This is a genomic window from Sediminibacterium sp. FW305-C-49, from assembly GCF_058231085.1.
In genome coordinates this window covers 1,589,271-1,605,808 of the sequence record NZ_JBIQXS010000001.1, presented here as the reverse complement: position 1 = coordinate 1,605,808, position 16,538 = coordinate 1,589,271, and the positions used below count along the sequence as shown (strand labels likewise).

At 39.8% G+C, this 16,538-nt stretch carries 14 protein-coding genes; 7 read left to right on the top strand and 7 right to left on the bottom strand.

The genetic code is table 11. From position 1 onward, the window contains the following. Window positions 1-64: 64 nt before the first annotated feature. From ACH3Z1_RS06800 to ACH3Z1_RS06790, 3 genes are all read right to left on the bottom strand, one after another. On the bottom strand, window positions 65-1,174 hold the full coding sequence (locus ACH3Z1_RS06800; RefSeq protein WP_490821118.1) for a PepSY-associated TM helix domain-containing protein: 1,110 nt from the start codon (window positions 1,172-1,174) through the stop codon (window positions 65-67). Between the two features lie 15 nt (window positions 1,175-1,189). After that, window positions 1,190-3,586, bottom strand: a complete 2,397-nt coding sequence (locus ACH3Z1_RS06795) for a TonB-dependent siderophore receptor (protein WP_490821117.1) — start codon at window positions 3,584-3,586, stop codon at window positions 1,190-1,192. A gap of 200 nt (window positions 3,587-3,786) precedes the next feature. Beyond that, window positions 3,787-4,026 carry a helix-turn-helix transcriptional regulator gene (locus ACH3Z1_RS06790; RefSeq protein WP_490821116.1) on the bottom strand — a complete coding sequence of 80 codons (240 nt, stop codon included), beginning with the start codon at window positions 4,024-4,026 and terminating at the stop codon, window positions 3,787-3,789. A 196-nt stretch (window positions 4,027-4,222) separates the two neighbouring features. Between ACH3Z1_RS06790 and ACH3Z1_RS06785 the strand changes: the two genes are divergently transcribed. The 4 genes from ACH3Z1_RS06785 to ACH3Z1_RS06770 are packed head-to-tail and all read left to right on the top strand — an operon-like array spanning window position 4,223 to window position 10,647. Next, entirely contained in the window at window positions 4,223-4,489 is a 267-nt protein-coding gene (locus ACH3Z1_RS06785) for a hypothetical protein (protein WP_490821115.1), read from the top strand. A gap of 57 nt (window positions 4,490-4,546) precedes the next feature. Then, complete coding sequence (locus ACH3Z1_RS06780) at window positions 4,547-7,729, top strand: SusC/RagA family TonB-linked outer membrane protein (protein ID WP_490821114.1); 3,183 nt, start codon at window positions 4,547-4,549, stop codon at window positions 7,727-7,729. Window positions 7,730-7,746: 17 nt separating this feature from the next. Next, complete coding sequence (locus ACH3Z1_RS06775; protein ID WP_490821113.1) at window positions 7,747-9,126, top strand: RagB/SusD family nutrient uptake outer membrane protein; 1,380 nt, start codon at window positions 7,747-7,749, stop codon at window positions 9,124-9,126. Window positions 9,127-9,135: 9 nt separating this feature from the next. Further along, the gene (locus ACH3Z1_RS06770) at window positions 9,136-10,647 is read left to right on the top strand and encodes a TlpA family protein disulfide reductase (protein WP_490821112.1); all 1,512 of its coding nucleotides are present in this window, start codon (window positions 9,136-9,138) and stop codon (window positions 10,645-10,647) included. Between the two features lie 30 nt (window positions 10,648-10,677). On the opposite strand, the gene ACH3Z1_RS06765 is transcribed toward ACH3Z1_RS06770, so the two are convergent. The 3 genes from ACH3Z1_RS06765 to ACH3Z1_RS06755 all read right to left on the bottom strand — a co-directional run bounded on the left by ACH3Z1_RS06765 (window position 10,678) and on the right by ACH3Z1_RS06755 (window position 12,381). Beyond that, window positions 10,678-10,932, bottom strand: a complete 255-nt coding sequence (locus ACH3Z1_RS06765) for a hypothetical protein (RefSeq protein WP_490821111.1) — start codon at window positions 10,930-10,932, stop codon at window positions 10,678-10,680. A gap of 65 nt (window positions 10,933-10,997) precedes the next feature. Then, entirely contained in the window at window positions 10,998-11,411 is a 414-nt protein-coding gene (locus ACH3Z1_RS06760) for a MauE/DoxX family redox-associated membrane protein (RefSeq protein WP_490821110.1), read from the bottom strand. A gap of 55 nt (window positions 11,412-11,466) precedes the next feature. After that, window positions 11,467-12,381 carry a helix-turn-helix transcriptional regulator gene (locus tag ACH3Z1_RS06755; protein ID WP_490821109.1) on the bottom strand — a complete coding sequence of 305 codons (915 nt, stop codon included), beginning with the start codon at window positions 12,379-12,381 and terminating at the stop codon, window positions 11,467-11,469. Window positions 12,382-12,524: 143 nt separating this feature from the next. Here ACH3Z1_RS06755 and ACH3Z1_RS06750 point away from each other — a divergent pair, with 143 nt between their 5' ends. The 3 genes from ACH3Z1_RS06750 to ACH3Z1_RS06740 all read left to right on the top strand — a co-directional run bounded on the left by ACH3Z1_RS06750 (window position 12,525) and on the right by ACH3Z1_RS06740 (window position 14,899). After that, window positions 12,525-12,857 (top strand): hypothetical protein, encoded by a 333-nt coding sequence (locus tag ACH3Z1_RS06750; protein WP_490821108.1) that lies wholly within the window; start codon window positions 12,525-12,527, stop codon window positions 12,855-12,857. 616 nt (window positions 12,858-13,473) lie between these two features. Next, the gene (locus ACH3Z1_RS06745; RefSeq protein WP_490821107.1) at window positions 13,474-14,244 is read left to right on the top strand and encodes a sensor histidine kinase; all 771 of its coding nucleotides are present in this window, start codon (window positions 13,474-13,476) and stop codon (window positions 14,242-14,244) included. Further along, window positions 14,237-14,899, top strand: a complete 663-nt coding sequence (locus tag ACH3Z1_RS06740) for a response regulator (RefSeq protein ID WP_490821105.1) — start codon at window positions 14,237-14,239, stop codon at window positions 14,897-14,899. Before ACH3Z1_RS06745 ends, ACH3Z1_RS06740 begins: the two co-directional genes overlap by 8 nt. An 11-nt stretch (window positions 14,900-14,910) precedes the next feature. Here ACH3Z1_RS06740 and ACH3Z1_RS06735 read toward each other — a convergent pair whose 3' ends face one another. Beyond that, entirely contained in the window at window positions 14,911-16,410 is a 1,500-nt protein-coding gene (locus ACH3Z1_RS06735; RefSeq protein WP_490821104.1) for a M28 family peptidase, read from the bottom strand. Window positions 16,411-16,538: the final 128 nt, after the last annotated feature.

Below are 16,538 nucleotides of genomic sequence, written 5' to 3'. Positions count from 1 at the left end.
AGAGCAGTTGATATGAATTGCGGAATTCCTTATCAACTGCTCTTTATATGAATTGAATGACTGATTATTGTTGCGCTTGTTTTTTTCTTCTTCCCCACCAGATCATAAAGCCGGTAATTGGTAAGCTGGCAGCAATCAGACTGGCAAAAAAAGCCAGCAACTTGGTTGGCAGACCTCCTATTGCGCCAACATGTACATCGTAGTTCATGCGGTAAATTTTATCGGCGGTGGATGTATTTGCAAACCGTCCAAAAGGATGATCTACTTCCATTTCTTCCAAACTGTACTGGTTATAATAGGTGTAATCCACTTTCCAATAGGTTCCGGGAAGTGGATTAATAGCGAGTGCCACTGCTGAACTATCCGTTTCAGGATAATGCACTTCTATCGTTTGTCCGTCTGTGTAAGTTGCTGCTGCTGTTTTGTACAATTCATCAACAGCCGAAAATGACGGGTCGTTTGTCAACTGTTTTTTTGATACCGGCTCATAATAGGCTTTCATCGTTTCACCACCCGAAGTAACAGTATAGAACGATTTGGCAAACCATTGAAAACCCATCACCAATCCTGTAATAGCGATAAAAATGGCTACCCAGCTCATATAAAAGCCGAGTACATTATGCAGGTCATAGTTTTTTCTTCTCCAGCGAACGTTCCATTTAATTTTAAAACGTTGTTTTCGGGCCGCCTTGTTTTTTGGCCACCATAAAATGATTCCTGTAATCATCAATACCAGGAAAATAAGTGTGGCACTTGCAACAATGGGCTGGCCAATTGCAACGGGTAACCATAACTGGTAATGACCGATGATGACGATCCTGAAAAAATCAAGATTCATATCTTTCGTCTTCAGCACTTTTCCATCATAGGGGTCAACATACACCAGATTGTAGTAATCATCTCCATAGAAAATCACTTTAGCTGCTTTACCTTTTTCATACAATACACTATGTGGATGTTTACCCGGCACCTGTTTTTCGGCAATAGGTTTGATAACCGATGGCAGTAATATTTTTTCGTTTCGCTCTTTTACATATTGATAGGGCTGCGTAACAGATTCTATTTCCTGTTGAAAAGCCAGTATACAACCAGTGATACCCAGAAATACAACCACAAGCCCGGACGAGAGTCCGAGCCATAGGTGTATTTTACCGATCCATTTTTTAAATCGCATATAGTATAATCTTGTTTAGAACCGATAAGCAATACTGAAACGTACATTACGTGGTGCTTCTGTTTGCCAGTTGTAGGCGGTGAGCCACTGATAGTATGATCCGTTGTACAAATACTGATTCAATACATTGAATACATTCAGGTTCAAACGCAGCATGTCTTTTTCATAAGAAATGCCGGCATCAAGTTTGGTGTAAGTCGGTAACACTTTGGTGGGGTCTGGTGAAATATCCCAATACGTATTACGCCCATCCAGAAAACTCAATCCACCAGAGAACCCAAGTCCTTTCAATACACCATCCTGCAAACGGTAAGTGAGCCAGATATTTGCTGTATGCTTCGCGTAACCAGGTACTACATCACCTACTTTCATGGAAGTAACACCAGTGGCTACTTTGGTAATTTTCGAATCGGTGAGTGCATAGTTGGCAACAAGGTCAAGTCCCTCTGCAATACGCCCCTTCAGATCGAACTCAATACCTTGTGCTCTTTTTTGTCCCATTACAATACTCAGTCCTGAAGCGGGTGGACTAAACGGATCAGCCGTTAGTTCATTTTCTTTCAATATGCGATAGAATGTTACACCCGTGTTCCATCTTCCACCTGCCCAGTCGCGCTTGAACCCGAACTCCATATTACTACCTGTGATGGGCTTTGCCGAACCTCCACCTGCCAGCTTACCTGCCTGTGGAATAAATGCCTGATCGAATAAACCGTAAACAGTAGTTTGTTTGTCGAGAGAAACACTTACTCCTATTCTGGGTGTAAAGCGATCGGCTGTTTTTGGTGCAGCTCCCCATTCAGATTGTGAAATAGTGGTATAACGACCTGCAATGGTTAAGCGGAGTTTATTGTTAAAAAATCCAAGTTCATCCTGCAGATAAATCCCTGTATTGCGCATATCCATGGTACCACCTGCGGCAACTGCTCTTTGCTCAAGTGGTGTACTGAAATCGAATTGAGGATAACCATTAGAAGGTCTGCCAAGATTAGGGTTTCTTGTATCAAACAAAGCATTGCCTGTATCTAGTAAGTGATACTGACCCCAGTCGGCAAAATATTCTCTGTTCGATACATCAACGCCACCCAGTATTCTGTGTTGTACCTGGCCGGTAGTCATATTCCCATTTAAAAATACCTGTGCTGCAGTAATGCTACTTTTAGCATCCCAACTACTTACAGCACGCTGAATGGTACCATTGCTGTTTACAGCAGCAGGCCACATGGAACTACCCTGCTGTTTGTAAGCATTGTAACTGGTTTGTGCCGTCAGCTTCCAGACGGAATTGAAGTGGTGCTGCAGGTTTAGTAAAATGGTATGGTCGTTGATATTGGTACCTGGCAAACCAGCGGGTAAGAAAGTTGCTCCAACAGGTAAAGTAGCAAAACCATCTCTTGAGAATACATAATAGGAACCCACATCGCTCATTCGGGCGTTTTGCCAGGTATATTCTGCGGTGAGTGTTGTTTTATCGTTGAAACGATAAGCTATCACTGGTGCCAATGAATACCTGTCATTATATTCATTGGCCCTATGCGATTTTTTTTGTTGACCCGCAATATTCAAACGGTATAAGAATTTTCCATCCTTATTTAACTTCCCGTCAAGATCCAGCGTAGCACGATAGAGGTCAAAACTTCCCATGGTGAAGGATGCTTCGCCTTTGGTATGTCCGCTTGGCTTTTTGGTCACCACATTATACAAGCCACTCGGGTCTCCATTCCCTAACATAAAACCTGCCGGACCTTTTACAAATTCAATATGATCTACAAAGCTCATGTCTTCAGTTAAAGGACCCCAGAAGGAGTTTACCATATTGATGCCGTTGCGAAATGCCTGTATCTGTGAGCCGCGTGCGGTGATATTGGTGTACATATCGGCCCAATGTTCCATTCTTACAGCACCACTTACATTGCGAATGGCCCCATCACTCATGCTGATGACTTGCTGATCTGACAGTGCTTTAGCCGTTACCACTTGTATATTCTGTGGCATTTCGAGTAAAGGTGTTTGAACACGAAGTGAAGATGAAACAGTTCCTGCTTTGTAAGAACGAATGCCGCTTCTGATAATGACTTCCGTAAGTTGCTGTTCCGTAAGTTCCAACTGAATGGAAACGGTATTGGTTTGATTGGCTGTAAGTGTAAGTTTTCTGTTTACTTCTTTGTAACCGATCAGTGAAATCTGCAATTCATAATTGCCAGCGTTCAATCCTCTGATTATAAATTCACCATTTTCGTTGGTGATGGCTCCCTTGGTTAAGCCTTTTAACTGAATGCTTACATCTACTGCTGCTTTTCCATCAGTAGTAGTAACCTTTCCTTTAATCACACTGTTTCCTTCGGGCAGTTCGCTTGCAAACACAAAAGTGAACGCAAACAGACCGATTAATATTGATAAAATTTTCTGCATACAAATTGTTTTGAGGCCGCAAAACTATTTGTGCAGTATGCAGTTGTGTATCTAAATGAGGAATTCGATTTACGCAATCAGAAATAACTACCTGTATTTGTCACTTAACTGTCAGGAAAATGATTTTACTTCTTTTGTATGTGTGATGAAATATCTTATTATTTCACTACGTCTCTGGTGGAGTCTTTTATATGCAATATCTAAAGTGGTTTCTCTGGCCAGAAGTCTTTGGGAGAACAATTAAACAACTTTGCAATTTCATTCAGGTGCGATGTTTTGTATTTGGTGCGGAAATTAGGGCTCTCTACCTGTCCAATAAAGCCTGAAGACACGTCGAGATGCACAGCAATATCAACCTGGGAAATACCCAGTTCATTTCTGATCTCCTTGATTTTGTTGATCACAAACCAGTCTACTTTATTTTTTAAATTCTTACTCACCATTATATCTGCAAAGACGGGAAAGAAAAAAACCTGTCCACTTAGTCATGACTAAGAAAATTTGTTATATTTGAATAGGCTTTTTACTATACTGGTGAATAGCGCATCATTAAATATTTGTTCTGAGTTATGCAGTGAAAAGCTTTGAAACGCAATACCTGTACAACTCTCAGCATTCAATCATCAATAACAAAACATGCAGATCCTGCAAACAAGAACAGATTTAGGAATAAGGATACCCGTTGTTTCGAAAGAAACGCTGGCTACCGTTCTGCGTTATCTGCTTCTGAACAGGGTTTGTCATTACAAAAACACCCCCCGGTTTTTTCACCTGCGATTCGGACATCCTGACCCATGGCATTCCTTTAATATGAAAAACCAGCTCACACACATTCATCCTCTTGGCTCCGCCTGGTGTTTATTGCAGACCCAGTATGCCAAAAAGCCGAAAAACCCCGTATAGTTTCTATCCCCTCTCTTATTGTAACCTCTATTATCTCACTATTCTCAACTGCAAAAAATGCGAACATTTTGCTTACTGGCATTGCTTTGCCCATGGCTCAGCTTTGCACAAAATACCACCCTGCTAAAAGGGCAGATCAGGTCTGCGGGCAATAACGAAAAAATTGCCGATGCAGTAGTGTCCCTGGTTTCAAAAGGTACCCGTATTCTCTCTGATAAAGAAGGACATTTCCAATTGTCGATCCCATCATTTCCTGATACACTTGTAATCAGCCACACAGGATTTATTACCCGTCGCATCAGTATCATCAATGCATCTTTTCTTGATATCCGTTTAGAATCTTCCACAGATCTGCTGGCGGAAGTTGAAGTGCAAACGGGTTATCAATCCATCCCTGCCGAAAGAGCAACAGGATCATTCACCAAAATCAATACTGAACTCTTCAATAGGAAAGTAGGTTCTTCTGTTCTCGATCGACTGGATGGCATTGCTTCCGGTTTAATTTTTAACCGTAACCGAACAGCCAATGCCAATGAGTCGGCCATACAAATACGAGGCCGCAGTACCATTCTCGCCAATACCGAACCTTTAATTGTGGTTGATAATTTTCCTTTTGAAGGTGATATCAACCAACTCAACCCCAACGACATAGAATCAATCACTTTATTGAAAGATGCAGCGGCAGCTTCTATTTGGGGTGTAAGGGCAGGTAATGGCGTAATTGTGATTACTACCAAAAAAGCAAAACAATCTCCTGCTCCTAAGATACGCTTCAATAGTAATATTACCATTGGAGAAAAACCTGATCTTTATTACCAGCAAACAGCAGATGCTGCTTCACTTGTTGAAATGGAATCTTTTCTGTTTGAACGTGGATATTACAATAACCGCATCAATCAGCGTTTTCCCGGTCTTTCGCCGGCTGTTACCATTTTTGATGACAGAAGAGCGGGAAGAATAACCGCTACAGATTCTGCCGCACAAATTCAACAACTTTTACAAACAGATAACCGTGCAGAGCTTACCCGTTATTTCTATCGACCATCAGTTGCACAGCAATATGCCCTGAATATATCAGGAGGCAGTGAAAGAGCTCAATATTACTTCTCGGCAGGTTGGGATAACCAGCAACTCTCGCAACTGCAAAATGATATCAACAGGGTTACACTGAGAAGTAAAACACAATTACAACTGGTTCCAAACAAGCTAGATTTTACAGCAGACATGAATATAGTAATGTCTCATAACAACGCAGCTTCCACCGCTTACCTGAATAGTTACCCGGTTTACCAACGACTTGTAGATGATAATGGAGATGCTTTGCCTATTTATAAAGACTATCGCAAATCATGGCTTGATACAATTGGCCAGGGTCAATTGCTGCCATGGCATAATAAACCTTATGATGATATCAGAAATACAAATAACAAAACAACAAGATTTGATACAAGATTTCTCAGTTCTTTATTATGGCGCATCAGAAACGGATTGAATCTACAAATCAGTTATCAGGTTGAAACAGGTTCAGCAGAAACACGCAACCTGCAGGGAATGGAGAGTTTTTTTACAAGAGATTTAATTAACCGGTATACTCAACCGAATTATGTTACAGGAGTGCCGTCGTATGCCATTCCGTTTGGAGATATTCTCGACAGAACTGAGCAACGCCTAACAAGTCATAACGGCCGTACTCAAGTCATGTATCAAACAAGATGGAAGAATCATCACAGACTCGATGTATTTGCCGGTACTGAAATCAGGCAGATTTCGACCCGCAGGGAAACTTACAGAAAATATGGTGTGAATGAAGAAAATGCAACTGATATTGACATCAACCCATTGGGCAATTTTCCTTCTCTTCCATTCAATTTTTCTACCAGAATACCACTAAACAATGCTCAGAACCAGACAATCGACAGGTATCTTTCTCTGTTCAGTAACCTCGGTTACAGTTATAAAGAAAGATACCAGTTTACAATTAGTGCCAGAAAAGATGCTTCCAATTTATTTGGTGTAAATGCCAATCAGCAAACTGTACCATTATGGTCCGCAGGAACCAACTGGCAGCTTCACAAAGAGCCCTGGTTTAAATTAGCATGGATCAATGCATTAAAAGTCAGGGCCACCTATGGTGTGAGTGGTAATATTGATAAATCTGCTACAGCATTTACTACCGCAGGTATTGGCATTTCGAGTGTATTCTCTCAGCCTACCGCTTTTTTAATTAACCCACCCAATCCTGAACTGGCCTGGGAGAAAATTTATATGCTGAACCTGGGCGTCGATTTCGCTGTATTAAAAAATCGTTTTTCCGGTAGCATTGAGTACTATCATAAAAATGGACGTAACCTGATTGGCGCCAGTCCTGTTGCACCACAGAGTGGTATCAGCCAGTTCAGACAAAATATTGCCGACCTGAGTACCACAGGTCTGGATGTAACACTGAATGCAACCATACTCCATAGTTTACTGAAATGGAATACACAGTTGTTGTTCAACTATAATAAAGATGAGATAAAACGTTACCTGGTTCGTCCGGGTCAGACCAAAGCCTATATCACCAATATCACATCAAACCCGCTGGAAGGAAAGCCATGGTCGGCGGTATTTGCTTATCCATTTGGCGGACTTGATCCCAGCAATGGTAACCCATTGGGTTGGTTATCTGGCTCTTCAAGCAGTAACTATACACGTCTCGTTACGCCTGCAGATATTAGTGAATTAAAATATTTCGGATCGGGTCGTCCTACTTTTTTTGGTGGATGGAGAAATGATTTCAACTATAAAAGCTGGTCATTATCTGTAAACATGGCATTCGCTGCAGGATATTATTTCAGAAGAAATTCAATCCATTATAACAATGCATTTAATGCATCCATGTCTGGCATTCCTGTTATGCATTCAGATTATCAACTCAGGTGGCGTAACCCGGGCGATGAATTATTGAGCAATATTCCATCCATTGTATATCCCGCTGTTCCGGCGCGCGATGAGTTCTATCAATATTCAACTATGCTGATTGAAAAAGGCGATCATATCCGTTTCAATGATGTAAGAATAAGTTGGGATGCTCCATTGAAAAAAAGAAACCGCTTATCCATACAGGCCTGCAGATTTTACGCGTATGTAAACAATATCGGTATTATCTGGAGGGCCAATAATGCTGGTATTGATCCTGATCAGGTTACAGGGTTCCCAACAGCACGCAGTTATGCGGTAGGTATGCAAATAGATTTTTAAACACTCATTCAATAAACATGAAAACATCTATTCTAAAACTCTTTTTTTATTACAGCCTGTTCTTATTGATGGGCTGCTCAAAAAATGAGTTTCTTGATAAAAAACACAATTCATCCATTATCATTCCTACAACGCTGGCAGAATTGAGAGCTATGTTAGATTATACACAGGTCTTTACCTTCTCTCCGGGTTTGGGAGAAATGGCTGCCGATGATTATTACCTGCTACCTGTTAACTGGCAGGCCATCGCATCGGTGGTTGAAAGAAACAGTTATACATGGGAGCCTGACCTATACAGCAATCAATTGTCTGTTGCCGACTGGTCACTTCCTTATCAACAGATATTGTATGCCAATATTGTGCTGGAGCAATTACAAAAAATAAAACCAGCCGGGTCTGAAGTACGTGAATGGGATGATATTAAGGGATCGGCTCTGTTTAAAAGAGCATTGGCTATGAGCAGTTTGGTTCAACATTTTTCCGCCGCTTTCGACAGCAGCACGATGAACACAGCAATGGGTATTCCTATCCGTCTCACTACAGATGTAAAATCTTATCAGCCAAGAAACAGCATCAAAGCATGTTATGATCAGATTTTTACTGATTTAGTGGAAGCTAGTCAACTCTTATCCCCTATCGTACCCGCTGTAATGAAAAACCGACCCAGTAAACCTGCTGCTTACGCATTACTTGCCAGAAATGCATTGTTTACCGGGCAGTACGAAAAAGCAAAAAATTATGCAGACAGTTCGTTACAACTGTATACTCACCTGACAGATTATAACAATATCAGTACAACTGCTGTAACACCTTTCGACCGTTCGCAGCCGGAGATACTGTATTACTGTCAGGCGATAACTCAGTACAGTATTTTACAAACCACTTCTACAACGGTATTTGCCGATACCAATTTGTATCGTTCATATGTCAACAATGATTTAAGAAGAGCTATTTTCTTTCGCACGATCAGTGGATCAAATATGGGTTTTAAAAGAGGTTATAGTGGAACCACTTTAGCTTTTACCGGTTTGGCAACAGATGAAATTTATTTAATTCGAGCTGAGTCGTTGGCCAGACTGGGACAAACCAATGCTGCATTAACTGATCTGAATACACTTTTGCAAAAAAGATGGCGAACCGGAACTTTCACACCCGTCATTGCGCTGAATGCAGCAGATGCGCTGAATAAAATCATCGCCGAAAGGAGAAAAGAACTGGTATGGAGAGGCTTACGCTGGCAGGATTTGAAGCGATTCAATAAGCAGGGTGCCAATCTTCGGTTACAAAGAATACTTGGTACAGACAACTACGTACTTGAACCTGGCAGTAATAAATACATTTTCCCCATTCCACAAGACGAGATTTCGCTGAGTGGCATTATTCAAAACCCCAGATAAACAATACAAATGAAAACAATACAATTAATCATCATAGCGCTTTCAGTAAGCAGTTTTTGTGGTGCTCAAAAAACATATTCGAGCAAAAAAGCCGTTATTACCGGTAAGATTTTGGTTTCACCCAATGATACCCTGATCATTACTTATTACCCTTACAAATTTGGAAATACACAAGTAGGCGGTATCGTAACAAAGCATGCAAACAATGATGGTAGTTTCCGGCTTGAAATAGCAAACATGGAGCATCCATACTACTTTTCTATTGGATCGGTTAAAGAACGTGGTATATTACTCGATGATCATTTACTTGAACCCGGTGATAGTCTGATGATTACCAGCAATATACAAACCATTGAAAATGACAAAACCCCAAATGAGCCATTGTTTAGCATAACCGGACATAATGCTGATAAAAACCAGCTGCTTGATATTTTTAATTTTGCCTATCGAAGATTTAAAATATCAGGTCTGGCCGTAAGTATTATAAATAAATATACAAATCTAAGAGAAGCACTGCCTGTTCTACAAAAAAATGGTGAGCGATACAAACAGTATTGGGATAGCCTGCAAACTGCAAACCATTTTTCAATACCTAATACAACCAAAGCACATTTATTGCGTGACCTGGAAATTCGTAATATCACCGGGTTACTAAACGTGTATAGCCACTTGTATGAAAAATATACTGGCAAGGAAGCATCAACTACCGCTTTGCAGCAACTTCAAACGGATTATAAAGAAACAGTAATACCCTTGGTAAACAAACTGATGCAAAACTATGATTATGCTACCATTTCACCTGATTTTGCAGATATGGCTGTTCGTAAAATATTGATAGATACGAGAATTGAACATAGCGGAGAAAAAATGATCAGTAGTGTAAAATACTTAGATGCACTGCTGTTATGGACTACCCCATTGAGAGAATTCGTTATAACAGGATTAATGGCGGTCACATATACTTACACTGTTAGTATAAAAGATACCTGGGAAATATTTCCTGCTTTAGATACCCTGGTGAGAAAGCCAGCTTTAAAAGCTTTGATACAGGATTTTAAACAGCTTTATACCAGAGGACAGTCAGTAGCACCATTCTTCTTAACAGGTAAGAATAACGAAGTCATCAGTATCAGCGATTATAAGGATAAAGTTGTAGTACTTGATTTTTGGTTCACTGGTTGCAGAGGTTGTATGATATTGGCTCATTCTTTAAAAATGGCCAAGAAACGTTTGGCAGATGATACTGATATTGTTTTCATAAGTGTTTCCATAGATAAGGATAAAAATACCTGGCTAAAAAGTGTATCGGAAGAAAAATATACCCATGCCGATTTTATCAATACTTATACCGGTGGTGATGGAATGGATCACCCTTTAATTAAACGCTATAGTATAACTGCTTATCCTCGACTTATTATCATCGGTAAAAACAATAAACTGGCAACTGCCAATCCACATATACCAAATAGCCTTGAAGAAGTTGATATACTGGTGCAAAATATTTTAGAAGCTAAGAAATAAAAGAGAGGGGCATCGGCCCCTCTCTTTTATTTACTCCATAATTTTACTGAATTCTTCATCGGGAGATAAGCCAGGTAAAGGGTTACCATTTGGCGCATCATACAAACAGTAAGTACCTCCGGGATCACATCTAAAGGTGCGGCCAATATCTTCCACATTCACCTCGTGCCATTGTACCCCGTCAAAACCATAAGCCACCTGTTGTTTTACAGGTTTAACAGTGGTAAAAGCGCTGGCCACTCCTACCAGGAGTGCTGCCATCAGAAAAACTGAGATCTTTTTCATAAATCTTGTATTAAAATGATTAAATGATTGCCTACTCGTTTATACAGGTTTTCGGCTTTCCCTGTTCATGCATGAATATGTTTGTGCAGACGTATGGCTGCAATACTGACCAACAGAAAAAAAACATTAAATACCAGATGCTCCTTCCAACCCAATAATTCAATGACGCCTCCGCAGGAACAGGGAATACGGCCAAACAGGCCGAGTAACACGGCCAGTACATAACCAGTGAATAAAACCATTAATAACAATGAGAAGTATAAACCCGGTAAACGGGTGGTATTGATTACCAATAAGATAACGGTAATCATTTCTGCCGCAGGCAATGTATAGGCCAGGAAATCATTCACAGTTCTTGAGAAGGGTTGGTTGCGCATAGCATAGAGATGCGATTCCATATTAAGCCATTTACTAAAGGCTGTATATGTAAATAATAGAATCAGCAAAAAACAAAACAGGGAATAGACCTTGGCTTTCATGGAACCAAACTACTTCTGCTAGAGTATGAGTGTTGCAGTAAGTTGTATGCAACTATCAGTCGGGTTTCCCCCGGCGCATCTGAGCGGGTGTCTGGTTGTAAAACTTTTTGAAGGCGATGGAGAAATTAGTGGTGCTTCTATAACCGGTCTTTTTAGCAATCAGTTTCAATGGTAAATCACTGGTTATCAATAGTGTTTTGGCTAGTTCCATTCGCCTGCTCAAATAATAGCTATAAATAGTTTGACCGAATAAAGATTTAAAACCTGTGGTCAACTTTTGTCTATTCATTCCACTATAAACAGCCAAGGCTTCAATGCTATGATGTTGCTTTAAATCGCTTTCGATCAATACACTCACTTTATACAAGATCTCCAGTTCATTATTTCTAAATCGTTCCGATAAAAAGTTATTTTTAGTAATCTCCTCTTCCGTTATTTTAAATATACTTCGAATCAATTTTTCATGAAATGGCCTTGGTTGTGGGAAATAAGATGTTTGTGTTAACTGTAAAACAAGGTCCATCATTAAAGCAGAAGCTATTAATGGCTGCTGTAATTGCTCTGTTGGCAAGGAAAGAGTATGATTATCTTTTGTAATCATCAACAACTGGTTCATTTTTCCTGGTACCTGTAAAGGAATGAATTGTAAACTATCTGAAAACAAGAGATGGTATTGGTTGGCCTTTAAAACTACGGGATGTAATCGATCAATTATCTGCCATTGTCCTTCTATGCAATAAGAAAAACAATACTGAGTTTTATGAACACGCAATTCTATTCTTTCAGCCGATTGAAGAAATATTCGGACTAGTATTATGAAAAAAGTATTTATCGAAATATGTTCTATCAGAATAATGCCAGCTTTTCCCTCCCATGTGGCAATAGTACTACCCTTGATGCGAACAAGTTCCCATCCGGCAGGCACTTCTGAGGTTAGCTCAATTCGACGATAGTTTAATGTAACCAGCATAAACCAATAAACTAAAACTACCCTGAAGTGAAACGCTACCCACTTAGTGTGCTTGAAATAGAGTATTTACCACCGGAAATCAAGTATTTCCCACCTTTCCAGTAGCCACCATCAACCATAGTTTGCATTCAAAACCAAAAACTATGATTCAGCATCAAATTACGCTGGCCCAGGCCATTAATTACACCACCCGTTTCCGTGAAAATCCTGGTGAGGATATGCCTTACTCGGAGACCTATTTAGCGAGCTCAGTAAAAGTATTACTAGAGCAAGACGGATGTCATTCTTTTCGTATATATTTGGGAAGAAAAGCGGATAACCGTATCTGTAGCATACTAGTTGCTGTAGATGAAAACGGGCAGGATATTCTCCCCATAAATAACCCTGCATTATTGACGGATGAAGAAGGAATAATTCTTGAAGATGCGTTCCAATGTCCCCCAATCTGTCCACCGCCCTCTCCTTTAAATGGATAGGAATGAACTATTTTTTATTTACAATGATATCAGCTCTGTCTATTGCATTGCCATGCATAACAGGGCTGTATCGCTATAAACAGCTCTCAAACGGTCGTTATTTACCTCTCCTTGTATTACTCTTTACAGGTTTCTTAAATGAGTGTTTAAGTTTTGCAATGATCAGATGGCATCAGTCGAATCTGATTAATGCAAATATGTATACACTAATTGAATACCTTTTATACTTCTGGTTGTTCTATAAAATCAGTTACCAGTCAAGAATCTTTGTTATCACAGGATTATCTGGGGGTACATTTATATGGATTACCGATAATTTAGTATTACATAGCTTAACAACCAGTAATTCATTATTCAGGATAATGGCTTCGGTTGTAATCATTTGGTTTAGTATTGATAAATTATCACAATTAACTTTTAACGGCGCCACAGATAAGTTTAAGAGATCTGATCTACTACTTTGCTTTTCGCTATTAGCCTATTTTACATTCAGGGGCTTTATACATATTTTCAAACAATTTTCGATTGGTCATACGCCTGCCTTTCAAATCCATCTCTGGATTATTTTATGTGTATTAAACATCCTTGTTAATATTTCACTTTGTATCACTATTTTATGGATACCCAAACAACAACCAACTATACCGTACTCTTAGCTAGTCTGATCTTTCTTACGATTCTTTTGGCGATGTTTATGTTCGCATTATTTCGTCAATACCGCTTTCGTCTTAAAGAATATGACTGGCAGTTGACCCGTGAAGTTGAGCTTATTGATAGTGAAAGAAAAAGAATACACATTGATCTGCATGATGAAATTGGTGCTGGCCTTGCCTCCATCAGTATACTGGTTCAGCAGCAAACAGTTCATGATAGCAGTACCCACAAAAAAGTGTTGAAGCAGGTACAGAACATGCGATCAAAAATAAGAGAGATTGCATACAACTGTATTCCCCCTTCCCTCGATACACTTGGCTTAAAAACAACACTTATTGAATTACTGGTTGAAATAAATGCCATTCACAAAATAAAGGTAAAATCAACCCTGGAATTCGATGACCGAAACTTTATTCCTCAAAAAACAATTCATATATACAGAATTATAAAGGAAATTTTAACCAACACACTTAAGCATGCTTCATGTACTTCTATTAGCTGTAGTATGCAAATACAGCAAAAAACTCTTGTTCTTTCAATTAGCGATAACGGTACAGGTTTTAATACTGAAAACAAAAACCGGATGAGTAAAGGAGCTGGTTTATCACACATTTATTCAAGAGCCCGACTTTTACGGGCAACCATAGCTGTTTCCAGTAGCTATAGCAAAGGTACCAGTTATGAAATTTATATACCGCTCGAATCACTTTTAAATCAACAGGATGATGAATAGCCAGATACGTATATTGATTGCTGACGATCATGAACTTTACCTGGAAGGCATTAAAGGGTTTTTCATGAAGAACGAAGTGTATCATATTGTAGGAGAAGCATCAAACGGAGAAGAGTTGGTAAGGAAAGCAAAAACACTTGACCCCCATGTTATACTAACCGATCTCCGAATGCCACTACTCGAGGGTTCTCTCGCTATCGAAAAAATAATACAATGGAAGCCTTCTGTCAAATGCGTGGTGCTAACCAATTACGAAAACGATGTTTCCATTATTGAGGCCTTAGAGGCGGGAGCCATAGGCTACATCACGAAAAACATGCCTAAATCGGAATTGTTTACCGCTCTTGAGCAGGTTTGTAAAGGCTATCCTTACTACTGCAGAACCACCAATACCAAAATGATCAGGCTGTTGGGGCGCAGTCATTTTAACCCATACAAACACGAGCAATCCATTATTTTTTCTGACCAGGAATTAAAAATCATTCACATGATTTGCCTCGAGAAAACAAATGAAGAAATTGCAAAAACTTTATGTCTCAGCAGAAGAACCATTGAAAACAACCGTGCACAGATTTATAAAAAAATGCAGGTTAAAACATCAGCAGGTGTGGCCATTTATTCATTAAAAAACGGGCTGTTTAGTTTTGAGGAATAACACTATAAAAATTATTCCGAAGCCGGTAATGGTATATCGCGTTTCAGCATACTGTTTCGGTTGGCAATATGCCATGTGGTACGAAAAATAAAACGGCTCCGTTTTGCCAGCAGATTAAAATTTATTTTATCAACCGTATCGGTGGTTTTGTGGTAATCGGCTTTCATCATACCATCGAAAAAAAACAATACCGGCACCCCGTTTTTGGCAAAATTATAATGATCGCTCCGGTAAAAAATCTGCTCGGGGTCGTTAGGGTTGTCATATGCACTGTCAAGCACTAATTTTTCAGACTGCTCATTGGCTTCTGCACAAATCAGCGGAAGCTCAGAACTCATTTTATTGCGCCCGATTACGTATACATAATTGAGGGTATCGGGTGTGGTTCTTTCTGTATCAACCCTTCCTATCATATCAATATTCAGGTTGGCCGATACCTTATCGAGTGGCACAGTGGGGTTCAGGGCAAATACTTCGGAGCCCAGTAAACCTTCCTCTTCGCCGCTAAATGCTATAAATACCAAAGTTCTTCTGGGTCTTATGCCTTTTTTAGCTGCAGCTGCAAATGCCTCTGCCAGCTGTATAACAGATACGGTACCCGAACCATCGTCATCGGCTCCATAGTAAATATCATTACCCGCCATTCCCATATGATCGTAATGTGCCGAAAGAATGATGTACTCATTTTTTTTATCGGTTCCGGGAAGCATGCCTATTACATTGCTGCTTACCAGGTTTACCGTTTCTTTTTTAAACTTTACATGCATTCCGGCTCGGTATATACCTTTCTGCAACCTGCTTAAAGCTGCAAAATCGAGCACCGTATTACTACCCAGTAATGCCGATGCCAGTGCCTCCGAAATAAAGCCTACCATATAGGAAGTACTATCTCTTGGACGGGGATTAAAAGTTAACTCCCCTGTTTCCGAAATTTCGGTTCTTTTAAGTCCGGGTTGTTTTACGGTTAGCAGACCTGTAACACCCTGAAGAAAAGCGATGTCCTGCTGTTCAGTTATTCCGCTTTTTTTGCTGTTGTCGCTTTCTGCTTTTTCGAGTATGATGACCGTTTTACCCTTTACATCAAAACCCTTGTAATCATCCAGCGTTCCATAACCCAAAAAAATAAACTCGCCATAATAAAAGCTTCCATTACCCAATGAGGATGCATAGAATTTATAATCGGTATCCCATTGAAAATTTTTACCGTTTACCGTGAGCGTCTTATCGGTTACTTTGTGCTGAAAAATATTAAATTTTTGCTGGAAGCTTTTTCCCATACCGGGCTGCAAACCCGCTGCTTTAAATTTGGATTCTATATAAGCGGCTGCCTTTTTCTGACCGGCCAAACCTGTTCTCCTGCCTTCCATTTCGGCACCTGCAATCACTGATAATTTTTCTTTTAAAGCTTTGCTGGTAACCAAATTCATAAATGGAGCAGGATCCTGTTGCTGATTTGCTTTAGCAGTCAATTGACCATACATTAATAAACCCAAACAGATTATTTTTTTCATACAACGCATTGGATAAATGTATAATAAACGTACAAAAAAAGATAGCAAAATACTGTTGCTGTCAAAAAATGTCAGACGAGTGCAGATACTCATGTAACAAACTGACAATCGAAATTCAACAAACAAGC